Origin of the sequence: Priestia veravalensis, assembly GCF_001457055.1 — a bacterium.
GTDB lineage: Bacteria > Bacillota > Bacilli > Bacillales > Bacillaceae_H > Priestia > Priestia flexa.
Genome location: NZ_KQ758646.1, coordinates 31,909 through 55,989, shown reverse-complemented (window position 1 = coordinate 55,989; position 24,081 = coordinate 31,909). Strand labels below are relative to the sequence as shown.

Here is a 24,081-nt window from a genome sequence, read left to right as displayed (position 1 = left end):
AAATGATTGCTTCTAAGAGACGAACAATAGCTGTTCCCATCTCTTTAGTTTGTCTGAACACGTTCGTTCCATTGCGCTACGGCCACTCGCTTTCCGCGGGGAGGAACCTGAGCTTCCTCGCTGCGCTGCGGGATCTCCGTTTTCCCTCTCTTTCCCGCAGGAGTCGAGTGTCCTACGCTCCATTCCACCCTGTTTCCAACATTGTTTTCACAATCAACCAAAAAACCTGAACGATTAAAAGTGAGAAACTCTCAATCGTTCAGGTTTATCATTGGCTGAATTACTTATGTCCCAGCCTCTTTTACATATTTATCGTTGAATCTTCTTTTTTGGATTGATAAAGCCTAATCTTATAAATAATTAAAATAAGCGCTGCCACAACTAACCCTTCTGCTACCGGCAAAAAGATACCTAAAAACGTAAGCACAGTACAGCCGAACCCTAGGAACAGATAAATAATAATGGATTTTAAAAGCGGCAATTTTTTCGCAAACCCCAGCTTATATACAACAATTGACAGCAATAAAATTGTAAGATAAAGCATCCACATTCCGACATCCGAGTTTTTATCAACACGATATAGAGCTGCAAAAAAAGACAGACGATCTTCTACGTTCACCCTATGTTTCCTCCTTTATGTAATCCCACTGACTTCTCTCTTATGAAGTAGGCTTCTTTTTACTTATCAACATATACAATATTCGACAATGAGCTTCCTTTTACCTCTATAAAAAACAAAAAAGTTGCTAGAGCATAGCGCTTTAGCAACTTCTTTACTGCTTATTTCATATCAGCATATTTTTTCTTTTTCGCGATTTTTTCACGCTCGTTTTTATCTAGAATCTTTTTACGTAAACGAATCGATTCTGGCGTAATTTCGCAATACTCGTCATCGTTTAAGTATTCAAGAGATTGTTCTAGAGACATGATACGCGGCTTTTTCATACCTGTTGTTTGGTCTTTGTTAGCTGAACGCATGTTTGTCATTTGTTTCATTTTACAAATGTTAACAACAAGATCATTTTCACGCGTATGCTCACCAACGATCATTCCTTCATACACTTCCGTACCAGGCTCTAAGAAGATTGTACCGCGGTCTTCTACACCTTGGATTCCGTAAGTCGATGATTTTCCTGTCTCCATTGATACAAGCACACCTTGACGACGTCCGCCTACTTGACCAGCTTGCATTGGCTGATAGCTATCAAATGAGTGGTTGATGATACCAAAACCACGAGTTAATGATAAGAACTCTGTTGTATATCCAATTAATCCACGAGCCGGCACCATGAAAATAAGGCGAACTTGACCGTTTCCATTGTTGATCATATCAACCATTTCACCTTTACGAGCACCCATAGATTCCATAATAGAACCAGTATGCTCTTCTGGCACGTCAATTTGAACGCGCTCTACAGGCTCACAGCGTACACCGTCAATTTCACGTACGATTACTTCTGGTTTTGACACCTGAATTTCATAGCCTTCACGACGCATATTTTCAATTAAGATAGATAAGTGAAGCTCACCGCGTCCTGATACAACCCATACGTCAGGAGAATCAGTGTTTTCAACACGAAGACTTACGTCTGTTTCAAGTTCAGACATTAAGCGCTCTTCAATTTTACGAGATGTAACAAACTTACCTTCACGTCCTGCAAATGGTGAATTGTTTACTAGGAACGTCATTTGTAATGTTGGCTCATCGATACGTAATACAGGAAGTGCTTCTTGGTGTTCTGACGGACAAACCGTTTCACCCACGTTAATGTCTTCCATTCCTGATACGGCAATTAGGTCTCCTGCTTTTGCTTCTTCGATTTCTACACGCTTTAGCCCTAAGAAACCGAACATCTTCGTTACGCGGAATTGCTTAACTGAACCGTCAAGCTTCATTAAAGCAACTTGCTGTCCTACTTTCATTGTTCCGCGGAACACGCGTCCCACTCCAATACGACCAACGTAATCGTTATAGTCAAGCATTGCTACTTGGAATTGAAGCGGTTCTTCACTGTTGTCAATTGGTGCTGGAATGTGCTCAATAATAGAATCAAATAATGCTTCCATGTTGTCATCTTGCTTCTCAGGATCTACGCTTGCAGTTCCGTTGATTGCTGATGCGTATACAACCGGGAATTCAATTTGCTCTTCTGTTGCACCTAACTCAATAAATAAGTCAATTACTTCATCAACAACTTCAGTTGGACGAGCAAAGTCACGGTCAATTTTGTTTACAACAACGATTGGTGTTAACTTTTGTTCTAAAGCTTTCTTTAATACAAAACGTGTTTGAGGCATACAACCTTCATATGCGTCAACAACAAGTAGAACACCATCTACCATTTTCATAATACGTTCAACTTCTCCACCGAAGTCGGCATGTCCTGGCGTATCCATGATATTGATACGCGTATCTTTATAATTAATAGCTGTATTTTTAGCTAAAATTGTAATTCCACGCTCACGCTCTAGGTCATTTGAGTCCATCGCACGCTCTTCCACGTGCTCGTTTGTACGGAAAGTTCCGGACTGATGTAATAATTTATCTACTAACGTTGTTTTCCCATGGTCTACATGGGCAATAATGGCAATATTACGTAAATCTTTACGAATGTTCACGCATTTCACTCCTATGCTTGTAATAACTAAGCTATTATATCACACTAAATCTAGAATTGCTGAATGATTTTGTTGTACACTATACTTATTGAATAAATTTGGGAGGAATCAACATGAAAAACATTAAGTGGGTATTTGTTTTATATGCAATGCTAGCAACTTTTTCAATTATGGCAATTGGTATATTTATCGGGGAAGGAAGCGCTACCGGTGTTATTGGATCCATCGTTGCCCTCGTTGCAATTATGGGCTTCGGATTCACAACAAAAAAGAAAATGAGAGAAAAAAATCAACTGTAATTTTTTTCTGAAATAGCACAAAAACGAAACGAGGTTGAGACATAAGTGTTTCAGTCAATGATCTATCCGAACCATTGAGAGTTAACGACTCTTTTATAGTTCGGATTTTTTCTTGATTGGGAAACCAATTTTAGAGAATTAGTGGAATGGAGCGTAAGACACGTGACTCCTGCGGGAGATAGAGGAAAGGCTGAGACCCCGCAGCGTAGCGAGGAGGCTCAGATTCCTTCCCGCGGAAAGCGAGTGTCTGTAGCGCAATGGAACGAACCGGTTAGTATAACCTAACGACTTTAAAAAAGGCATCATTCGTCCTTTAGAAAGGAACATTTTGTTTTGTCCCAGACTCGTCTTTTTTCAGCCTTTATACTTAGAAAGATACGTAGACAAAATTTCTTCGTGTAAACCTGGCTTGGCAACGAATACGCTGCTTCTGTCTAAAATATCTAAAGGCTTCCCTTCTAAGTCTGTTACGACGCCTCCAAGCTCTTCAATTAAAACTTTCCCTGCCGCAAAGTCCCACGGTGCTAAGCGCATCGTAATATAAGCATCTAACCTTCCTGCTGCAACATATGCAAGCTCAATGGCTGCGGACCCATATGACCTTGTTCCTCTCACACGCGTTACTAGAGGTGAAAGCACCGATGGATCAATTCTTCTATTTTCCGTTACCCACGTTGCGTTTAAGCTGACAATAGACTCTTCAATGCTAACTTGCTTTAAAGGTGGCAGCTGTTGGTCATTAATATATGCTCCCTTCCCTTTTCTAGCATGGTACAGCTCATCATGTACAACATCATATATGAATCCAGCTTGTCCAACTCCATTTTCAAAAATACCTACGGAAATAGCAAAATTTCGCTGTTGATGAACAAAGTTCATTGTTCCATCAATTGGATCAATTACCCAAATAACACCTTCAGATGTTTCAATTTTTTCGCCATACCCTTCTTCACCTAAAATCCGGTGGCCTGGAAATACTTCTTTAATCTTTGAAATAAAGAACTGTTCAATATCTTTATCCATATTGGTTACTAAATCGTTAGGGTTTGATTTTGTTTCAATCACGAGCTCTCTACTAAAAGAAGCTTTAATTCGATCACCTGCTTCTTTAATCCATTGCTTTGCATATGTATCAACCTGATTCCAAAAATCCCTCATTTAGTGTTCCCCCTTTTTTGAAAGTCCTGTATTAAGCTTAAAAAAACGACTGCAAGATGTCAATTCACAGAACAAAGGAGAGAAGTATTTACGCTTCTCTCCATTCCCTTTACTCTTATATTCACCAGTTTTTTCTACTCTCATTCCAGCATCAGCTATCTTTATTGCAAGGAGATCATTTCTTGGCGAAGCTTCTCTAACTTTTGCTTGCACTGATTCTTTTTCTCTTCGTTATTTTCAACCATTGCTTCATACAGCGTAGCTAATTCGTAATCAAGCTCTAATCGAATAACTCCTAGTCTCTTTTGCCCATCATTCTTCTTATACATATTCACCACTTGTTTCATTGATGAAACACCCCTCTCAATAATAATGAATGGTCCTCAAAACGGCTTCAATAAAACTAAATTTTCAGAATTTTTTCGGTTAGAATAGTCTATGTTGAAGCTCAATTTCATGTAACTAAATTGTGTGATTACCTATAAAAAAATGATAGACGTGTTTTTGACAAGCATATGCGAATAAATTGGTGATTATGCCCTTTCTATGGTAAAATTACTACGAAATACGAGATGAATTATCTATTATTGGATATTGGAGGTATTGAATTTGTTTGAAGGATTTTCAGAAGCTGATTTTAACGTATTTACAATAGATGGTTTAGATGAACGAATGGAAGCAATAAAAACACAAATTCGTCCTAAATTCGAAGAGTTAAGCACGCACTTTGCTCCTACACTTTCCTCATTAGTGGGCGATGAAATCTTTGTCCATGTAGCAAAACATGCGCGTAGAACGGTAAATCCACCAAAAGATACATGGGTAGCGTTTGCTACTAACAAGCGTGGCTATAAGATGTTACCTCACTTCCAAATTGGTCTTTGGGGCACTCACGTTTTCGTTTGGTTTGCGGTTATTTATGAAGCACCGATTAAATCAGCGTACGGCAAAATACTAGCCGACCAGATAGACCACATTAAAGAGCAAATTCCTCAATCATTCGTTTGGTCAAAAGACCATACAAAACCTGCTGTCGAAAAAATGAGTTCCTTATCTACCACAGAACTTAAGGGATTATTTGAACGATTAGAACATGTTAAAAAAGCAGAGATTTTATGCGGAATTAATGTATCAAAAGAAGAAGCAGTTAAGATGACTGGCCAACAATGGATTGATTTAATTGATGATACATTTAAGACATTAGCTCCTTTATATGAACTTAGTAAAAAAGCGCACGCGTAAAAAGAGATGCTAAGAGATAAATATTTCAGCCACTAATATATCCGGACTATCAAAAGTTAACTACTTTTGATAGTCCGGATATTTTTTGTTGGTTCGGAAAACATGTTAAAGAATTTTCTTTACTTTTTCATGCGAATAATGTCACCAGATTGGCCAGCTTTTGCTTGTTGAATTGTTCGATAGGATGAATACCCACTTTGATCTTCAAAGTCATTGCAAATTGTTTTTTCTTCTGCTTTGCTTGGAACAATTTCTTTAAAACGACGATAGATACCCATTAGCTGTTCGCGCTCAATTCCTTTTTCATAAGCTTTTTCAATGCTTTCAAAAAATTTAACCACATCAATGATTTCTTCTGTACTCCAATCAAGGGAGATAGGATATTGATATTCCATCTAACTCCTCCGCTCACTTTTTATGTATTTGTTCTAAGACTTTCAAGTAATACTTTATCATATGAATTCAGCTTCACAAAACTTTATCGCTACGCGTAAGTTTAGATTGATTTCTTATAATGCGAATATGTTTAAAAAATCCCTTTGCAAACATATTAATAAGTGCTATAATTCATTTGTTTTATTGAATACATAACGAAGAAACTGTATGAAATTACATTTCTTCTTATTGTTTTTATTTTTATAAAACAGTTTACATGTCATGCACATTTAATCAGTGGAGAATGAATCTTCACTGATTCTTAGTTATAGCAATATAGCGCACGGGAGACCTTCGTACAAAAGCTGGCTCCGCTCATTATTTTTATTAAAGAGGTGTTTAGCAAAGTTGACTTCTCAATTCTCAACTCCATTATTCACAGGGTTAGTGGAACATGCAAAAAAAAATCCCATTCAGTTTCATATTCCTGGTCATAAAAAAGGAAATGGCATGGACCCTGAATTTAAAGATTTTATTGGCGACAACGCACTTTCAATTGATTTGATTAACATTGGACCACTTGATGATTTACATCAGCCAAAAGGTATTATTAAAGAAGCTCAGGACTTAGCTGCTGAAGCGTTCGGAGCAGATCATACTTTCTTTTCTGTCCAAGGAACAAGCGGGGCTATTATGGCAATGGTCATGACAACTTGTGGGCCTGGAGATAAAATCATCGTTCCTAGAAACGTTCATAAATCCGTTATGAGCGCCGTTGTCTTTTCTGGAGCTACGCCTGTTTTCATTCATCCTGAAATCGATGAAAACCTCGGTATTTCTCATGGAATTACGACTGATGCAGTTGAAAAAGCGCTAGCTCAGCATCCTGATGCAAAAGCGGTACTCGTTATTAATCCTACCTACTTTGGAATTTCAGGTGACTTACGTAAAATTGTTGAAGTTGCTCACTCTTATAGGGTACCTGTTTTGGTTGATGAGGCTCATGGTGTTCATATTCATTTTCACGATGAATTACCGCTATCAGCTATGCAAGCAGGCGCAGACATGGCCGCTACAAGTGTTCATAAGCTTGGGGGATCAATGACTCAAAGCTCTATTTTAAACGTTCGCGAAGGGCTTGTATCGCCACAGCGTGTTCAAGCAATCCTAAGTATGTTAACAACAACATCTACATCATATGTGCTACTAGCTTCTTTGGACGTAGCTCGTAAGCGATTAGCCACAGAAGGCGAAAAATTAGCTAATCAAGCTATTGCACTGGCTGAATATGCTCGTACAGAGCTTAACAAGATTGAGCATATTCACTGTATTGGTCGAGAGATTTTAGGGACAAAAGCAACGTACGACCTAGATCCTACAAAGCTTATTATTTCCGTATCAGACCTTGGTATTACAGGATATGACGTAGAGAAGTGGCTGCGCGAGACGTACAATATTGAAGTGGAAATGTCTGATTTATATAATGTTTTATGTATTGTAACACCAGGAGATAGTAAGGAAGACATCGATTGCTTACTTACCGCTTTACAGCAGCTGTCAAGAGAAGTTCATCACTTAGCTGAAAAAGCAACAAAACCAGCTATTTTACTACCTGATATTCCAGTCTTAGCAGTTACTCCTCGCGATGCTTTTTATGCTGAAACCGAAGTTGTGCCATTTCATGAATCAGCTGGCCGAATTATCGCTGAGTTTGTAATGGTATACCCACCGGGAATTCCAATCTTTATTCCTGGAGAAATTATTACGGAAGAGAATCTGAGTTATATTCAAACAAACCTAGAAGCTGGTCTACCCGTTCAAGGACCGGAAGATTTTGAGTTAAAAACATTACGTGTAATTAAAGAACATAAAGCAATTCAATAACAAAAAGGTGCGCTATAATGCGCACCTTTTTCTATTTATTAGTCTAAATCTTCATGGACTGCTTGACATTCTCCCTCTTTACATTTTGAATATAGCCGCGTCACTTTCTCATCTTCAAAATGTTCAATTGTGCAGTTGCAAGTTTGACATACAATAGTTCCCATGTGTAACTCCCCTTTGGTTTCAAAGATTTTTGAAAGCGTTTTATTCTTCTTGATATTATAATAGTATGTAACATTTATTCTGTCAATACTAAAATAGTATGTCACATTTAATTTTTCGACCGCCTTTTTTCGACATTCAAACGTAAAAAAAGAGTTTGGGATATAACAAAATGATTGCTTCTAAAAGACGAACACTAGCTGTTCCCATCTCTTTAGTTTGTCTGAACACATTCGTTCCATTGCGCTACGCTCCATTCCACCCTGTTTCCAAACTGGTTTTTCCCAATCAAAAAAAACCTGAGCGATTAAAAGTTGTGAACTCTCAATTGTTCAGGTATAGTAGGGGCTGAACTACTTATGTCTCAATCTCTTATAGGATGAGCTATTCGTTATTATTCAGTTGGCTAATTAATACATCTTTAACGTCTTCTTGTGATAACCCTTTCCAAAACAGGGTACCGTTAATCAACAAGTCTACATGCAAATGTAATTCTGTATTATCTTTTTGCACCTCTCCGCTTGTACCAGAATTTCCAACGTAGCCGATTAGCGTATCTTTTGTAATAGTATCACCCACGTTTAACTCTTCATCGACTTGATCTAGATGAGCAAATCGCGCCTGCATGCCATTGTCATACTGAATCCATACTTGTCTACCACGTAGCTTATCCAGGATATAAGCAGGAGTCTTTTGAACCTCTTTACAATATGCTAAATCTTTGTTTCGTTGCTCCACGGATTCATACGGCTTATAATTATGATCCACTCGTACCACTTTGCCTTTTCCCATTCCATACACTTCAGTTTCTTTATTGACAACTACGCCCGCTGAGTATGTATACCAGTCTAACCCTTCATGGAAACCATGGCGATATGTACGATCAGCTCCTGGCAAATGAGATGGAAACGTATCAGCTTTAGCGTTTTCTAGTGGTGGTGTTAACCCACTCATATACTGCATCACTTCTTCTCTTGTAAACTGCTTAGTACTAACTGCTTGAGCTGCTTTTTCGCTTGATTGAGATGACTTTAAAATAGCATACGCTGCTTTAAGTTTAACGTAGCTAGGTTCTTGTTTTTCTAAGAACGATGCTGATATAAACGCTCGATTGTTTTGAATGAAAAAATCTTGTTCAGCGAGTGGAAAAAGTTCATTATTAATTTGGACGACGGGAACATTTTCAATAAACATATAAACGTTATCCGCGACAACAAGCTGAAGCTGACGGTCGACCGGGCTGTATGTAGAATCATAAGCCGCCGATTGAATCGTCATATCTAAATAGGCCTTTCCTTCCCTGTATACATATCCTGCTTTTTCTTCCGTGCTTAACTTCATAAATAAAAAAGCGGTACATGCCATTAAAACAACTACCGTAAGCCACACTCTTTTTTTCATACGGACTCCCCTTTCTATTATTACGTCATTTTGTCCTCTTTGACATTGTCTTAAACGAAAGATGAATCGTACTGCACGAGGAAAGTGTAAAAATGGTTTCATGTATAGTAAAAAAGGTTAAAAGAGAAACTGTACATAAGAGGTTTTTTCACGAAAGGAGTGCGAGCTAATTGAAAAAGCTGACGCCAGTGTTTCTGTTTTCTGTGATTATTGCGGCTTTGTTTATTATTTGGGGAGTCATTCCAGAAAGCACGCTAGGAAATGCCGCTTTAACGCCTGTTACCAGTGCTATTCATCAATTTATTATTGAAAAATTCGGTTGGTATTACCTATTAGCCGCTACCCTATTTTTAGGCTTTACACTATTTTTAATTTTTTCACGGTATGGAAATATCAAATTAGGTAAGACAGAGGATGAACCTCAATATAGTTATATATCCTGGTTTGCCATGCTGTTTAGTGCAGGGATGGGGATCGGTTTAGTATTCTGGGGCGCTTCTGAACCTATTAACCATTTTCATACCCCACCTTCTGGAGATGGAAATACAGCAGAAGCCGCTCGAGCAGCAATGCGATATTCTTTTTTTCATTGGGGATTACATCCTTGGGCTATTTATTCAGTGCTTGCTTTGGCACTTGCGTACTTTCAATTTCGTAAGGGATATCCTTTTGTAATTAGCAATATTTTACGTCCTCTTTTAGGTAAGCGCGTAGACGGAGGGTTAGGTACTCTTGTTAACGTTATCTCCGTGTTTGCAACTGTGTTTGGCGTAGCCACATCACTTGGGTTAGGAGCCATTCAGATTACAGGTGGAATGGCTTACTTATCTCCAGCCATTGATAACAACTTTACTACACAGCTAATCGTCATTATTATTGTTACGGTACTATTTATGTTATCCGCTCAAACGGGTCTTAATAAAGGAATTAAATATTTAAGTAACATTAATATCCTATTAGCTATTCTTTTAATGCTTTTCTTACTATTTGCGGGTCCTACAAACTTTATAATGGACTTATTCGTCACAACAATCGGGTCTTACATTCAGTATTTACCATCTATGAGCTTCCGATTAAGTCCGTTTGATAACAACACGTGGGTTCAGGACTGGACGATTTTCTACTGGGCTTGGTGGATTGCTTGGGCTCCATTTGTTGGAACTTTTATAGCTCGCATTTCTCGCGGACGTACGATTCGAGAGTTTTTAATTGGTGTGTTAGCCGTCCCAACAATATTTGGTGGCCTATGGTTTTCTGTATTCGGTGGATCAGCCATTCATTTAGACTTCTTTAAAAACATACCAGTTATGGATGTCATTAACGAGCGAGGCTCAGAAGTAGCTCTGTTTTATGTATTAGAACAATTTCCATTAGGAACGGTTATGTCAATTATCGCTATTTGCTTGATTGCTACCTTCTTTATTACATCAGCCGACTCTGCAACATTTGTTCTCGGCATGCAAACGACGAATGGTGACTTAAACCCGTCAAATTCTGTGAAGTTTATTTGGGGTATGATTCAAACTTTAACTGCGGTTATCCTGCTTTGGACTGGTGGATTAGATGCGCTTCAGACAGCCGCCATTATTGCAGCATTACCATTTTCAATCGTACTGGTACTCACGGTCTTCTCACTCATCAAATCGTTTAGAGAAGAATTAAAAAAAGCAGATGTACATCCTAAAAAAATTTAAGAAAAGAAGCATTCCCGTTTTCGGAATGCTTCTTTTACTATGTTATAATTTCACATTAAACGAAATAGTCCTTTTATTATCATCTAATAAATAAAAAAATGACGGTGTAGCCTAGAAAAAAAACAAAGAGCGAGCTACACGTCACAAAGAACGCTTTTTTCTTCGAGTGTACATTCATTTTAGCAATTCCATATGCTAAATAGGCAAATACAAAGAAAAGAATAATTTTTGCTGTTAATTCATCACGTTTTGATAAAAGCTCAACTGTCGCATAGCCGCTCCAAATCATAAGCTGCAAGCTGTACAAAAAAGGTTTAACCATCGCTCATTCCTCACTTTTATAACGGCACTTACATCACTTATATGCAGCTTGACCACGTTTTACAACAAAAAAGCTCATGCCGGAGGCACGAGCTTTTTCATCTATTATTTTACAATGTGAATTGGGCTTCCGATTGCTACTTCAGCTGCTTCCATTGTAATCTCACCTAATGTTGGGTGAGCGTGAATTGTTAATGCAATATCTTCAGCAGTCATACCGCTCTCGATTGCAAGACCAAGTTCAGCGATCATGTCAGATGCACTTGGACCAGCAATTTGAGCACCGATTACAACGCCATCTTCTTTACGAGTGATTAGCTTTAAGAATCCTTCTGCAGCGTTAAGTGCAAGTGCACGTCCGTTAGCTGCGAATGGGAATTTAGAAGCTTGAATTGCTAAACCTTCTTCTTTCGCTTGTGCTTCTGTGTAACCCACGCTCGCAAGCTCAGGCTCAGAGAATACAACAGCTGGAATTCCTAAGTAATCAATTTCAGCTGGTTCACCAGCGATTGCTTCAGCAGCAATTTTACCTTCGTATGAAGCTTTGTGTGCAAGTGGTGGTCCAGAAACGATATCACCGATTGCATAGATGTTGCTTACAGATGTACGGCATTGTTTGTCAGTTTCGATTACACCGCGGTCAGTCATTTTTACGCCAACTTGCTCAAGACCAAGCTCGTCAGTGTTTGGACGACGACCAACTGTTACTAATACGTAATCAGCTTCAACTGTTTTTGCTTCTCCACCAACTTCAAACGTTACTTTAACGCCATCAGCAGTTTCTTCTACACCTTTAGCCATAGCTTTAGTGAAGATTTCAACGTTTCCTTTTTTCTTAAGGTTACGTTTTACAAGAGAGCTCATTTGTTTTTCGAAACCAGCTAAGATTTCATCAGCTGCTTCAACAAATGTTACTTCAGTTCCGAAATTAGCATAAGCAGTACCAAGCTCAGTACCGATGTAACCTCCACCGATTACAACTAATTTTTTAGGAACTTCTTTAAGCGCTAATGCACCTGTAGAGTTGATTACGCGCTCAGAGAATTTGAATCCTGGAATCTCGATTGGACGAGAACCAGTTGCAAGAATTGCGTTTTTGAACTTGTACGTTTGTGCAGAATTTTCATCCATTACACGTACAGTTTCGCTATCCACGAAGTAAGCTTCACCTTTTACGATATCTACTTTGTTACCTTTAAGTAAACCTTCAACACCGCCAGTAAGTTTGTTTACTACGCCGTTTTTGAACTCTTGAACTTTTGTGAAGTCAACAGTTACATTTTCAGCAAAAATACCCATATCTTCTGAGTGTTTTGCTTCTTCAAAACGGTGACCTGCTGCGATTAATGCTTTTGAAGGAATACAACCAACGTTTAAGCACACACCACCAAGGTTACCTTTTTCAACGATTGTTACTTTTTGTCCTAGTTGAGCTGCACGAATTGCTGCAACGTAACCACCAGGGCCAGCACCAATGACAAGAGTATCAGTTTCGATTGGGAAATCTCCTACTACCATTTATTACGCCTCCATTAATAATAATTCTGGATCATTTAATAAACGCTTGATTTGGTTAAGAGCGTTTTGGGCTGTTGCACCATCAATGATACGGTGGTCAAAGCTTAGAGATAATGCTAATACTGGAGCAATTACAATTTCACCGTCACGTACAACTGGTTTTTCAGCAATGCGTCCGATACCTAGAATTGCAACTTCTGGGTGGTTAATTACTGGAGTGAACCATTGTCCACCAGCAGAACCGATGTTTGTGATTGTACAAGAAGCGCCTTTCATTTCAGCAGGAGCTAATTTACCTTCACGTGCTTTTCCAGCAAGGTCATTAATTTGGTCAGAAATCTCAAATACAGACTTGCGGTCAGCATTTTTCACTACAGGTACTAAAAGACCTTTTTCAGTATCAGCCGCGATACCGATGTTGTAGTAGTGTTTTTGGATTACTTCATCAGTAGAATCATCAATAGATGTGTTAAGAGCTGGGAACTTCTTAAGTGCAGAAGTTAATGCTTTAACAACATAAGGTAAGAATGTTAATTTAATACCTTGGTCAGCTGCTACTGATTTGAACTTCTTACGGTGTGCAACAAGTGCTGTAACATCAATTTCGTCCATTAATGTTACGTGAGGAGCCGTTTGCTTAGAGTTAACCATTGCTTTTGCAATTGCACGACGAATACCGCTCATTTTCTCACGAGTTTCTGGTAAGTCACCTTCTGGAATTGCTGTAGCTGTAGCTTTTGGTGCTGCCTCAGTTGCCGCTGGAGCCTCTTCAGTTGCTGTTGAAGCTGCTGCAGTTGAACTACCAGATAAGAAGCTATCGATGTCTTCTTTTACGATACGGCCGTTTTTAGCTGATCCTGGAACTGCTTTAATGTCTACGCCTTTTTCACGAGCATATTTACGAACTGAAGGCATAGCAATAACTTTGCGGTTTGGATCTACTTCAGCTTGTGGTTGCGCGCTAGCTGCTGCTTTTTCTACGTCTTGTCCAGCTTCAGCTGTTGCTTGAACTTGCTCTTCTTCTTTTGGAGCTTCTTGTTTTGGCGCGTCGTCATGATCGTCGCCTTTGAATTTTAGATCTTCGTAACCAGGAGCATCAAAAGTTACGATAACTTGACCTACAGTTGCTACTGTACCTTCGTCAACCTTAACTTCTAATACTTTACCTTTTACAGGAGATGGGATTTCAACAACAGCTTTGTCGTTTTGTACTTCGGCAAGTACATCATCCTCATCGATTTCATCTCCAGCTTTTACGAACCATTTTACGATTTCACCTTCGTGGATACCTTCACCGATATCCGGCAGTTTAAATTCAAATGCCACGTGTCTTCAACCTCCTAGTTAGTTGCAATATGTTTAGTTGGTTTTTATACCTTATTTACAATAGAAATCAGCATTTTGCTGATTTCTATAGAGTAACAATCAATTAAAATTCAAGAACTTTTTTAGCAGTTGCTACAATATCCTTGTGGTCTGGTAACCAAACGCCCTCTGCTTGAGAGAATGGGAATACTGTATCTGGAGCAGCTACGCGTAATACTGGAGCTTCTAAGCTTAAGATTGCGCGGTCATTGATTTCAGCTACAACGTTTGAAGCGATACCAGCTTGCTTTTGAGCTTCTTGAACAACAATTGCACGACCAGTTTTTTCAACTGATGCGATGATTGTTTCGATATCTAAAGGCTGAACTGTACGTAAGTCAACAACTTCTACAGATACGCCTTCTTTTTCTAATTCTTCAGCTGCTTTTAATGATGAATGAACCATTGCACCATAAGCGAAGATTGAAACGTCAGTACCTTCACGTTTTACATCAGCTTTACCAATTTCAATTGTATAAGCTTCTTCAGGTACTTCTTGACGGAATGAGCGGTATAATTTCATGTGCTCTAAGTAAACAACAGGATCGTTGTCACGAATTGCTGAAATTAAAAGACCTTTTGCATCGTATGGAGTTGAAGGAATTACAACTTTCAAACCAGGTTGAGATGCTACTAAACCTTCTAAGCTATCAGCGTGAAGTTCTGGTGTGTGTACGCCGCCACCGAATGGTGAACGGAACGTGATTGGTGCGTTCCAACGACCGCCAGAACGATAACGCATACGAGCTGCTTGACCAGAAATTGAATCAAGAACTTCAAATACGAAACCGAAGAATTGAATTTCAGGTACTGGACGGAAACCTTGAGTCGATAGACCAACAGCAAGACCGCCGATACCAGATTCAGCAAGTGGTGTATCGAAAACGCGATCTTCACCGAATTCTTGTTGAAGACCTTCAGTTGCACGGAATACTCCACCGTTTACGCCAACGTCTTCACCAAAAACTAATACGTTTTCGTCGTTTTTCATTTCTGTGCGTAACGCATCAGTGATTGCTTGAATCAATGTCATTTGCGCCATGGCTTACTTCGACTCCTTCTCTTTGTAGATTTCATACTGCTCTTTCAAGTTGAAAGGCATTTCTTCATACATGATATCCATTAAGTCTGTAACTTTTTGTTTTGGATAGTCATCTGCTTTTTTGATTGCATTTTTAATATCTTCTTTAGCTTGCTCGATTACTTTGTTTTCTTCTTCTTCATTCCAGATGCCTTTAGCTTCTAAGAATTTACGGAAACGTACTAGTGGATCTTTCTTTTCCCACTCAGTATCAAGCTCTGCTGTACGATAACGTGTTGGGTCATCTCCAGCCATTGTATGTGGACCATAACGGTAAGTTAATGTTTCAACTAATGTTGGACCTTCGCCGTTTACTGCGCGCTCACGAGCTTCGCTTACAGCAACATAAACTGCTAATGGATCCATTCCATCCACTTGTACCCCTGGGATACCTACTGCAGCTGCTTTTTGAGCAATTGTTTTAGCAGCAGATTGCTTTTCAACTGGTGTTGAAATCGCAAAGCGGTTGTTTTGAACAACAAAAATTGCTGGAGCTTTGAACGCACCTGCAAAGTTCATACCTTCGTAGAAGTCACCTTGTGAAGCTCCACCGTCACCAGTGTAAGTGATTGCTACTGCTTTTTTACCACGTTTTTTAAGACCTAATGCAACACCCGCTGCTTGAACGATTTGTGCACCGATGATAATTTGTGGTGAAAGTGCGCCTAAATCCTCTGGCATTTGGTTACCGTGGAAGTGACCACGAGAGAATAAGAACGCTTGGTATAATGGAAGACCGTGCCAGATTAATTGTGGTACATCACGGTATCCAGGTAAAATGAAGTCTTCTTTCTCTAATGCAAAATGAGATGCAATTTGAGAAGCTTCTTGACCAGCTGTTGGTGCATAGAAACCTAAACGACCTTGACGGTTCAATGAAATTGAACGTTGATCAAGAATACGTGTGTACACCATACGAGTCATTAGTTCTTTTAATTGTTCATCAGATAAATCTGGCATTGCTGATTTATTTACTACTTCGCCCTCTTCATTAAGAATTTGGAACGTTTGGTACTGCTCAGCAATTTTATCAAGTTGCTTTGATACATCAATAATAGCTTTTTTAGTTTTAGCAGCCATCTAAGTCACCTCTTCCTTTCATTTAAGCCTTACTTTTCAATGTGCTAATCAAACAAAAAAATACACATTGCTAGGATACCCAAAACAAGCACCTAAAAGTCATTTTTTGTCGACTAGAATTCCATTTGAGTCCGCTACGTATTTCAACATGTTTTATGTATTCCCGGGCGCACTCGATTCAAACATTTAAGTAAAAGGAAAGTTTAAGCGAAACTTTCATTCCGTTAAACTGTATTAATTATTTCAACAAAATGATTAATACAACACTTACTACGCTAAATAGTGTACACCACATTAAAACGGTTCGTCAATCTATTTACGCTTATAAATTTAAGCTTTTTGCCTTATTACACTTTTAAAAAATGTTAAATCCATCTGTGCTATTACACAAACATATCCTGTACTACTTGTCTTATAATAACCGTTTAAAAACCTGCTTAATATCACCGTTTAATTTCTTACAAACTCTTTGAATGAAAGCGTTTTACAGACTATTTAATTCATGTCGAATACTGTTGTATATCAAATCAAAAAACAGCCAATGCTTATTACTTTGAGTGTTTCCTGCTTTTATTCTTGATCTGATTTCACCTTTTTGTAGAAGTTCTTTTTTTCTTCATTATAAGCATCCGTTGCTTGATTAAACTTTTCACTATTCTCCTGCACCTTTTGGTACATCTCATTAATAGAAGAAATTTGGTTTTCTAAATCGTTTAGCTTCACGTTTGTTTTTTGAAACATTGTGTATAGCTCTCTGTCTAACTCCACCGATTCTTCATACGAAGCATACATCAAGTCGTATGCCTTATAGCGACTTTCCATTAAAGAAGCGAGTTTGTTGGCTTGCTTCTCTATGTCTTCATCTTTTACCAGTTCGATTTTCTCTTTGGCTTTTTCAAACTCTTCTTTTGAACGCTGCATACTTTCCTGTTCTTTTACTAAATGTTCTTCTCGTTCATCTAATAATTGGAGCGCTTCGCTTGCTTTTTCGTCAACTTTTTCTTTTTCTTTCATTCCAATTGATAAGATTTCTTCATATAGAACATTTTCTTTTTCTTCGAGTGCCGTCATCGGTTGCTGCTCTTTTATAAACTGCTTCTCTTGATCAGCGACTTTCTCAAGCGCTTTATAAACTTCTAGTTCGTCTCCGCTTTCTGCTGAACATCCTGCTAAAAGCATCATACTTATACCTATTGCACTTACTATTTTTTTAGTCTTCATACCTGGTAAATCCTCCCTTATACCAGCACTATTTTATCTTTATTGCCCGAATTAAGCAATTCATCTACACCATTTTATTATCTTTTAATATATTATACTAACCCATCAAGAAAAAACGGTTAAATCGTTTGTGTTTTTTGGGATTCTGTCTGTTCGGGAGTGTGTTAGTTATGTATTACGGAGGATATGGATACGGATGTGGCGGTTCAAATAAAGAATTCGTTCTTTTAATTGTGCTATTTATTTTACTTGTTATTATTGGCTGCAGTTGGGGCGGCTGTTAATTAGTTAACAAAGAGAAAGTCAAGTGGCTTTCTCTTCTACATATAGCAACTCGGATGACTTTTCATATGTCTTTTGATACACTTTATAGTACTAAACTGACAAGTATATGTCATAACTATTAGTACCATATATCGTTAGGGAGATGTGAACAGTGATTACAATGGATAAAATTATTAGGGATGGCCACCCTACTCTGCGCAAAGTAGCACAAGAAGTAAAGCTTCCAGCAACATCTGAAGATAAAGAAACGCTTAGACAACTACTTGAGTATGTTCAAAACAGCCAAGACCCTGAAATTGCAGCCAAGTATAATTTACGTCCTGGAATTGGATTAGCTGCTCCTCAAATCAACGTATCAAAGCGAATGATTGCTATTCAAGCACCTGATGAGCGTGGAAACGTGCAAAGCTATGCCCTTTTCAACCCGAAAATTGTGAGCCACTCCGTTGAAAAAACGTATTTAACAAGCGGTGAGGGATGCTTATCCGTAGATGAAGAAATACCTGGATATGTCCCAAGGTATGCTCGTATTACTGTAAAAGGTACAACGCTAGAAGGAGAAGAGGTTAAAATCCGTTTGAAAGGCCTATTAGCTGTGGTCTTTCAGCATGAAATTGACCATCTTGATGGCGTTATGTTTTATGACCATATTAATAAAGCAGAGCCGTTTAAAGAACCTGAAAATGCAAGCCCTTATATGCGCTAAAAAAAGTAGGAACCCGTCCAGGTTCCTACTTTTCTGTTAAGACAGTAATCCTACAAGTTGAAGACCGTGTGCAATTCCGTTATCAGCTACGTCTTTTGTAATATAATTTGCCACTTCTTTTACTTCATCATGGGCATTTCCCATTGCTACGCCATTTCCTACGTACGAGAGCATTTCAATATCATTTAAGCCATCGCCAAATGCATACACATTTTCTTTCTTATAGCCTAACTTATTGATCATAACCTCAATTCCCTTTGCTTTTGATCCACCAGCAGGAAGCACATCCGTTGAGAATTCATGCCAACGAATATAATCAAATTTTTTAAATTTTTCTTCGTAAGGCTTCTCTTCACCATCCGTACAGAAAAGAAGCGCTTGATAGATTTCGCGGTTTTCATAGTACAAAGGGTCATGAATTGGATGTGTGATGCCAAGCTTTAGCGTGCTAATGCTTGCTTCAATATGTTCATGAAATTCAATATTAGACCTCATATCATCATGATCTAAATAAACGACTGGATGATTTTTTTGAGCAGCAAACGCGGTGAGCGCTTGAAGCTCTTGTACGTCTAATGGATTTTGATACAGAACTTCACCATTTAATACGATGTACTGACCATTAAAGCTAATATATGTATCGATACCAAGCTCATCTCGAAGCTCTTTAAACATAAACGGTGCTCGGCCTGTAGCAATGGCTACTTCATAACCTTTTTCCTTGAGCTGATTTACCGCTTGCTTTGTTGACTCAGGTAATTTTTTATCATGATCTAACAATGTACCATCAATATCAAAGAACACTATTTTTTTGTCCATTGTTTCACCTAACTTTTCTATTTTTTTTCGTTTCTCACGCCATTATAACAAACCACTTCTACTTTCTCCATCTTTCCATATATAACCACGCAAGTCTATGCGCTTTTTTCATATACTACAACTATAAACATAGACAGGCATTCATCAGATATAAAGGAGATGAGATTCATGCTAAAAGATTTTCGAAAGCGCCTTTTAAGACGTTGGAATGAATTATTACGAAAAAAATCAATTGCTTAATTAACGATTTAAGGGCTTTCTATCAATACATTTGCAGGGCGTGTGTCTGCATCGTAAAATAGAATAGCCCTTATTTTCTATTTAAATAAGCAGTCCAGTCAGTCAATTTTTTCACATAGTCATAATTTCATATTAGCTATTCGTATAATTTTTCAATAAAATTTAAGTTTATCGATAGAAATCGTCCCTATTTTGCATTTAACGAATTGACTTGTGTTATTTTGATGTCTAAAATGTAGTGAAAGCAAGTTTCTTTAGAAAATACATGAAATACATACACATTTTATATTATAATAAAATAAGTTATTTGAATTTCGGATTTAAGGAGAGAATGAAGTTATGATTTTTAAAGTATATTTTCAAGAAAAATTAACAGAAGTACCAGTTCGTGAAAACACACAAACTGTTTATGTAGAAGGAGAGTCTGAACGCGACGTTCGTAAAAAGTTAAAAGCGCGTTCAATTAACATTGAATTTGTTCAACTAGTGGACGGAGACTACTTAGAATATGAGCAACACAGCGAAGATTTTAAAGTATTGGAGATATGATAAAAATGAAATTTGTAAAAAATAATCAGACGGCGGTATTCGCTCTAGGTGGACTAGGTGAAATCGGTAAGAATACCTATGCCGTACAGTTTCAAGATGAAATTATTCTTATCGATGCCGGAATTAAGTTTCCAGAAGATGAACTATTAGGTATTGATTATGTAATTCCTGATTACAGCTATTTAGTTAAAAACGCAGACAAAATCCGTGGACTTTTCGTAACACATGGTCATGAGGATCACATCGGTGGAATTCCGTATCTTTTACGCGAATTAAACATTCCAATTTATGCTGGAAAGCTAGCGTTAGGTTTACTACGCAATAAGCTGGATGAGCACGGATTACTTAGAACTGCACAGCTTCATGAAATTACAGAAGACGACGTTATTAAGTTTCGCAAGACGTCGGTAACGTTTTTCCGTACAACACACAGCATTCCTGATTCATACGGTATTGTTGTAAAAACACCAAATGGACAAATTGTACATACAGGTGACTTTAAGTTTGACTTTACACCAGTTGGAGAACCAGCGAACTTAACAAAGATGGCTGAAATCGGTAAAGACGGCGTACTATGCCTACTATCAGATAGTACAAACAGTGAAATCCCTAACTTTACAATGTCTGAGCGTCGCGTTGGTGACAGCATTCATGACATTTTCCGAAAAGTTGAAGGCCGTATTATTTTCGCAACGTTTGCATCTAACATTCATCGTTTACAGCAAGTTGTTGAAGCTGCTGTATTAAACAATCGTAAAATTGCTGTGTTTGGTCGCAGTATGGAAGCAGCAATTGATATTGGTCAGGAGCTTGGCTATATCTCTTGTCCAAAAGATACGTTTATTGAACCATCTCAAATCAATCGTATTCCTGCTAACCGCGTAACAATTTTATGTACAGGTAGTCAAGGTGAACCGATGGCTGCTTTATCACGTATTGCAAACGGTACACACCGTCAAATTCAGATTATCCCTGGGGATACAGTTGTTTTCTCTTCATCACCAATTCCAGGTAACACAGTAAGTGTAAGCAAAACGATCGATATGTTATTCCGTGCTGGTGCTGAAGTTATTCATGGTAAACTGAATGACATCCATACGTCAGGTCACGGTGGACAAGAAGAACAAAAATTAATGCTTCGCTTAATGAAACCAAAGTACTTTATGCCAATTCATGGTGAGTACCGCATGCAAAAGATGCATATCAAGCTAGCAACTGACTGCGGTGTTCAAGAAGAAAACTGCTTCATTATGGATAACGGTGAAGTATTAGCACTAAGCGAGAACGAAGCATCCGTAGCGGGTAAAATCCCATCTGGTTCTGTTTATATTGACGGAAGCGGCATTGGTGATATTGGTAATATCGTACTGCGAGATCGTCGTATTCTATCTGAAGAAGGTCTTGTAATCGTCGTTGTTAGCATTAACATGAAAGACTTTAAAATTGCAGCGGGTCCAGATATTATCTCACGTGGATTTGTTTACATGCGCGAATCTGGCGATTTAATTAACGATGCACAATCATTAATTACAAAGCACTTAAATAAAGTAATGGAGCGCCGTACATCTCAGTGGTCTGAAATTAAAAATGAAATTACAGACACACTAGCTCCATTCCTCTATGAAAAAACAAAACGTCGTCCAATGATTTTACCAATCATTATGGAAGTATAAGAAAAAGGATTCGCTTACGCGAATCCTTTTTACGTATGTTTCTTCTCTAAAATATTAATTCCAAGAGCCATTAATACCACTGTAATAATGCATAATAATAGGCTTGAGTACGCAATTTTTTGCCATGCATAATCATAGACCACAACTTGCTTTAAAAGGTCCATTCCATATGTCAACGGTACGAACTTTGAAAGTGTCAGCATAACTGGAGATGTGACAATTTCAAGAGGCCAATATGCCCCTCCTATCATTGCCATACTCACTGCTAATAGAGGAATAAGCACTTGATACTGAGCAATGCTCTTGACCACTCCTGCTAGAAACATACATAGAGCAACAGTTGCCAATAGGTAAGGAATAACGATGAGTAAACTAAGTACAAATCGACCGTTAAAATCTACTCCAAGACCAAAATGGAATGTGCTAAAAATAACAATGACTTCTACATACGCAATTAAAAATGAATATACTAAGTTCCCTGTATAAAGGTCTACTTTTGAAAGTCTTGAAATAAGAAGGCGATCCCAGACTCCAATTTTCCGATCTTGCAAAATTTTGAGCACACTAAATCCAATGGTATATATGATAAAAAATAGCGTAAAGCCAAAGAGCGCCTGCATATTCTCTTGAAGCATAATTCCTTCTGTTTTTTGCATACTTTCTACATTAACCTTAAAGATAGGAGCTTCTTCAATTTTTTTGTTAATCATGCCTGCTTCTTTGGATGTAAACTGCTTCGCAAGTGATTGGGTTTGTATTCGCTGTTCGTAATGTGCTTTCACATGTTGATTTACTTTTTCTATAAGTGTTGTTTCTGATGTTAAGATTAACTTAAAATCATTTATCCCTGCTTCTAAAGCTACTTCTGCTTTACCTTCTTTTACTTGATCTCGCGCTTCATTTTCATTGCTTTCTTTAAATAGTAAGTGCTGGGTTTGGTTTAAATCGTGAATAAGAGATGTGACGTTTACTTGTTGATCTTTACTATATACAAGGATAGTAGTACTCGTTTGATCAACTTTTCCCATTAGGTACGCAAATACAATAACTAAAAAGAGTGACATCACTACCGCCCATGGACTTCTACGCAGCTGCTTAAATCGCCCAATTAAAACCGTATTCAACTTTTCCACACCTTCCTTCCAAGCAACCAGACGGTACTAAACATGACGACAGCCGTCATAAGCAACGTAAACAGTTCCCCGCTAATATTCAGAATAGATTCTCCTTGCAACACGCGTAAGTAAGCTTGCGTACCAGCTCCGTTTGGCACTATTTCACCAATTTTTGCAAGCTGGCTTGAAAGCTGTTCAGTAGGAAAAAAGCTACCTCCCAAAAATGCTAATATCGTAACAACTACATTTCGAAAGATGGAAACCATATCCTCTGAATTGCAGCGATGCACCACAGAAGATAGACATGCGCTAATTCCTCCTACAGCCATACTCACAGCAACAGTAATGGTTAAAAACGCCAGTAAGTTCGGCCATATAATTCCAAAGCATATTGCCACGAGACTATACAAAATAAGCAATTGACATAGAGCTAGTAAGAAACCTGTACAGAAAATACTAAAATAATAAAGAGTCGGCGATACGTTAGCAAGAATGATACGCGACAAGCTATGAGCTTCTTTTTCTACATAAGCGTTCTTAGCTAAGCTAGGAGCAAGATAGAGAACAAACATCATGCTCATGCCTATCGCATAGTAAGCAAGAGCTGAAAGCGGCTTTTCTTTGTTCGCCGTTTCTTTTTCTCCTAAAGAACCTACTATTTCGATATTACCTGCTTTTTCAGGATTTACTTGACTAGCATAAGTGTACAGAGATAACTTTTGTTGATAAGCTTCTATTATACTAGTTACCGTATCGGCACCAATTGATTTGTCTTCATTTTGAATAATTGTTAGCGGTGGATTCTCGATGTTTCTTTTTAAAAATTGATTTTGTAATACCCCGTATGAGAACCCTTCAGGAAACACCATAATTGCACTATATTCATTGCTTCGTTTGGCTTTTTCTAACCCAGTATCTGAAATCTGTTTCATCTTAATAAACTGCGTTACTTCTTTTTGTTGAAACGTATTTTGTAGTAAAAACTCTATTGGCTTCATATGATCAACAGTCGTAAACACCTGTTTCTTCGCTTCTTCAGGTAACGATTGCAGGGCTAATTCTTTTTTAAAGCGTTCTATTTCTTCTTCTTCATCCCCTTTCACAACTACCCCAACAGTGGCTTCAAAACCAGGCTTATCAGACATAATACTTCCAAGAGAAAATCCTAAGATTACAATTAAAACAAACGGCATTAACAATAAAATAATAAGTTCTTGAGGGCGTCTAATAAACTGTATGAACTGCTTTTTTAAAAGCGCAAAAAACATCCTTAT

26 protein-coding genes are annotated in these 24,081 nt (G+C 38.1%); 9 read left to right on the top strand and 17 right to left on the bottom strand.

All coding sequences use genetic code 11. The features are described from left to right. Positions 1 to 44: 44 nt before the first annotated feature. From AS180_RS22510 to typA, 3 genes are all read right to left on the bottom strand, one after another. Positions 45 to 188 carry a hypothetical protein gene (locus tag AS180_RS22510; RefSeq protein WP_156413473.1) on the bottom strand — a complete coding sequence of 48 codons (144 nt, stop codon included), beginning with the start codon at positions 186 to 188 and terminating at the stop codon, positions 45 to 47. 113 nt (positions 189 to 301) lie between these two features. After that, positions 302 to 619, bottom strand: a complete 318-nt coding sequence (locus tag AS180_RS10145; RefSeq protein ID WP_025909114.1) for a YlaH-like family protein — start codon at positions 617 to 619, stop codon at positions 302 to 304. 161 nt (positions 620 to 780) lie between these two features. Continuing rightward, positions 781 to 2,619, bottom strand: a complete 1,839-nt coding sequence (gene typA / locus AS180_RS10140; protein WP_025909115.1) for a translational GTPase TypA — start codon at positions 2,617 to 2,619, stop codon at positions 781 to 783. 113 nt (positions 2,620 to 2,732) lie between these two features. On the opposite strand from typA, the gene AS180_RS10135 reads away from it, so the two are divergent. Both AS180_RS10135 and AS180_RS22505 read left to right on the top strand, forming a co-directional pair. Then, positions 2,733 to 2,918: a YlaF family protein gene (locus AS180_RS10135; RefSeq protein ID WP_025909116.1), complete on the top strand. Its 186-nt coding sequence runs from the start codon at positions 2,733 to 2,735 to the stop codon at positions 2,916 to 2,918. Between the two features lie 141 nt (positions 2,919 to 3,059). Continuing rightward, entirely contained in the window at positions 3,060 to 3,203 is a 144-nt protein-coding gene (locus tag AS180_RS22505; RefSeq protein ID WP_156413472.1) for a hypothetical protein, read from the top strand. Positions 3,204 to 3,272: 69 nt separating this feature from the next. Here AS180_RS22505 and AS180_RS10130 read toward each other — a convergent pair whose 3' ends face one another. After that, positions 3,273 to 4,076 carry an inositol monophosphatase family protein gene (locus tag AS180_RS10130; protein ID WP_025909117.1) on the bottom strand — a complete coding sequence of 268 codons (804 nt, stop codon included), beginning with the start codon at positions 4,074 to 4,076 and terminating at the stop codon, positions 3,273 to 3,275. 161 nt (positions 4,077 to 4,237) lie between these two features. Then, the gene (locus AS180_RS10125; RefSeq protein WP_025909118.1) at positions 4,238 to 4,423 is read right to left on the bottom strand and encodes a hypothetical protein; all 186 of its coding nucleotides are present in this window, start codon (positions 4,421 to 4,423) and stop codon (positions 4,238 to 4,240) included. Positions 4,424 to 4,685: 262 nt separating this feature from the next. Here AS180_RS10125 and AS180_RS10120 point away from each other — a divergent pair, with 262 nt between their 5' ends. Continuing rightward, entirely contained in the window at positions 4,686 to 5,318 is a 633-nt protein-coding gene (locus AS180_RS10120) for a YktB family protein (RefSeq protein WP_025909119.1), read from the top strand. Positions 5,319 to 5,437: 119 nt separating this feature from the next. Here the strand turns inward: AS180_RS10120 and AS180_RS10115 are convergent, their stop codons facing one another. Then, on the bottom strand, positions 5,438 to 5,713 hold the full coding sequence (locus tag AS180_RS10115; RefSeq protein WP_025909120.1) for a UPF0223 family protein: 276 nt from the start codon (positions 5,711 to 5,713) through the stop codon (positions 5,438 to 5,440). A gap of 388 nt (positions 5,714 to 6,101) precedes the next feature. Here AS180_RS10115 and AS180_RS10110 point away from each other — a divergent pair, with 388 nt between their 5' ends. After that, positions 6,102 to 7,577: an aminotransferase class I/II-fold pyridoxal phosphate-dependent enzyme gene (locus AS180_RS10110; protein WP_025909121.1), complete on the top strand. Its 1,476-nt coding sequence runs from the start codon at positions 6,102 to 6,104 to the stop codon at positions 7,575 to 7,577. Between the two features lie 38 nt (positions 7,578 to 7,615). Here the strand turns inward: AS180_RS10110 and AS180_RS21655 are convergent, their stop codons facing one another. Next, complete coding sequence (locus tag AS180_RS21655) at positions 7,616 to 7,741, bottom strand: GapA-binding peptide SR1P (RefSeq protein WP_076513032.1); 126 nt, start codon at positions 7,739 to 7,741, stop codon at positions 7,616 to 7,618. Between the two features lie 382 nt (positions 7,742 to 8,123). Next, a complete protein-coding gene (locus AS180_RS10105) occupies positions 8,124 to 9,140 on the bottom strand; it encodes a M23 family metallopeptidase (protein WP_062686760.1) in 1,017 nt (338 codons plus the stop codon). Positions 9,141 to 9,310: 170 nt separating this feature from the next. Between AS180_RS10105 and AS180_RS10100 the strand changes: the two genes are divergently transcribed. After that, entirely contained in the window at positions 9,311 to 10,834 is a 1,524-nt protein-coding gene (locus AS180_RS10100; RefSeq protein WP_025909123.1) for a glycine betaine uptake BCCT transporter, read from the top strand. A 79-nt stretch (positions 10,835 to 10,913) separates the two neighbouring features. Here AS180_RS10100 and AS180_RS10095 read toward each other — a convergent pair whose 3' ends face one another. The 6 genes from AS180_RS10095 to AS180_RS10070 all read right to left on the bottom strand — a co-directional run bounded on the left by AS180_RS10095 (position 10,914) and on the right by AS180_RS10070 (position 17,420). After that, the gene (locus tag AS180_RS10095) at positions 10,914 to 11,156 is read right to left on the bottom strand and encodes a hypothetical protein (protein WP_025909124.1); all 243 of its coding nucleotides are present in this window, start codon (positions 11,154 to 11,156) and stop codon (positions 10,914 to 10,916) included. Positions 11,157 to 11,260: 104 nt separating this feature from the next. Next, positions 11,261 to 12,673 carry a dihydrolipoyl dehydrogenase gene (lpdA, locus tag AS180_RS10090; RefSeq protein ID WP_025909125.1) on the bottom strand — a complete coding sequence of 471 codons (1,413 nt, stop codon included), beginning with the start codon at positions 12,671 to 12,673 and terminating at the stop codon, positions 11,261 to 11,263. Positions 12,674 to 12,676: 3 nt separating this feature from the next. Then, positions 12,677 to 13,999 (bottom strand): dihydrolipoamide acetyltransferase family protein, encoded by a 1,323-nt coding sequence (locus AS180_RS10085; RefSeq protein ID WP_025909126.1) that lies wholly within the window; start codon positions 13,997 to 13,999, stop codon positions 12,677 to 12,679. 103 nt (positions 14,000 to 14,102) lie between these two features. Continuing rightward, positions 14,103 to 15,080 (bottom strand): alpha-ketoacid dehydrogenase subunit beta, encoded by a 978-nt coding sequence (locus tag AS180_RS10080; protein WP_025909127.1) that lies wholly within the window; start codon positions 15,078 to 15,080, stop codon positions 14,103 to 14,105. Positions 15,081 to 15,083: 3 nt separating this feature from the next. Further along, positions 15,084 to 16,199 (bottom strand): pyruvate dehydrogenase (acetyl-transferring) E1 component subunit alpha, encoded by a 1,116-nt coding sequence (gene pdhA, locus AS180_RS10075; RefSeq protein ID WP_025909128.1) that lies wholly within the window; start codon positions 16,197 to 16,199, stop codon positions 15,084 to 15,086. A gap of 570 nt (positions 16,200 to 16,769) precedes the next feature. Next, entirely contained in the window at positions 16,770 to 17,420 is a 651-nt protein-coding gene (locus AS180_RS10070) for a YkyA family protein (protein ID WP_025909129.1), read from the bottom strand. 170 nt (positions 17,421 to 17,590) lie between these two features. Here AS180_RS10070 and AS180_RS21650 point away from each other — a divergent pair, with 170 nt between their 5' ends. Together AS180_RS21650 and def are read left to right on the top strand one after the other, a co-directional pair. Further along, entirely contained in the window at positions 17,591 to 17,704 is a 114-nt protein-coding gene (locus AS180_RS21650) for a YjcZ family sporulation protein (RefSeq protein WP_076513034.1), read from the top strand. A gap of 152 nt (positions 17,705 to 17,856) precedes the next feature. Beyond that, positions 17,857 to 18,411, top strand: coding sequence for a peptide deformylase (gene def / locus AS180_RS10065; RefSeq protein ID WP_062686759.1), 555 nt, complete (start codon positions 17,857 to 17,859; stop codon positions 18,409 to 18,411). 36 nt (positions 18,412 to 18,447) lie between these two features. Here the strand turns inward: def and AS180_RS10060 are convergent, their stop codons facing one another. After that, positions 18,448 to 19,230 (bottom strand): Cof-type HAD-IIB family hydrolase, encoded by a 783-nt coding sequence (locus AS180_RS10060; RefSeq protein ID WP_025909131.1) that lies wholly within the window; start codon positions 19,228 to 19,230, stop codon positions 18,448 to 18,450. Between the two features lie 579 nt (positions 19,231 to 19,809). Between AS180_RS10060 and AS180_RS10055 the strand changes: the two genes are divergently transcribed. Both AS180_RS10055 and rnjA read left to right on the top strand, forming a co-directional pair. Continuing rightward, positions 19,810 to 20,019 carry a DNA-dependent RNA polymerase subunit epsilon gene (locus AS180_RS10055; RefSeq protein WP_025909132.1) on the top strand — a complete coding sequence of 70 codons (210 nt, stop codon included), beginning with the start codon at positions 19,810 to 19,812 and terminating at the stop codon, positions 20,017 to 20,019. A 5-nt stretch (positions 20,020 to 20,024) separates the two neighbouring features. Further along, positions 20,025 to 21,692, top strand: coding sequence for a ribonuclease J1 (gene rnjA / locus AS180_RS10050; protein WP_025909133.1), 1,668 nt, complete (start codon positions 20,025 to 20,027; stop codon positions 21,690 to 21,692). 29 nt (positions 21,693 to 21,721) lie between these two features. On the opposite strand, the gene AS180_RS10045 is transcribed toward rnjA, so the two are convergent. Together AS180_RS10045 and AS180_RS10040 are read right to left on the bottom strand one after the other, a co-directional pair. Then, a complete protein-coding gene (locus AS180_RS10045) occupies positions 21,722 to 22,825 on the bottom strand; it encodes an ABC transporter permease (RefSeq protein WP_156413471.1) in 1,104 nt (367 codons plus the stop codon). After that, positions 22,813 to 24,075 (bottom strand): ABC transporter permease, encoded by a 1,263-nt coding sequence (locus tag AS180_RS10040; protein ID WP_025909135.1) that lies wholly within the window; start codon positions 24,073 to 24,075, stop codon positions 22,813 to 22,815. The genes AS180_RS10045 and AS180_RS10040 overlap by 13 nt, the downstream gene beginning before the upstream one ends. Between the last annotated feature and the right edge of the window lie 6 nt (positions 24,076 to 24,081).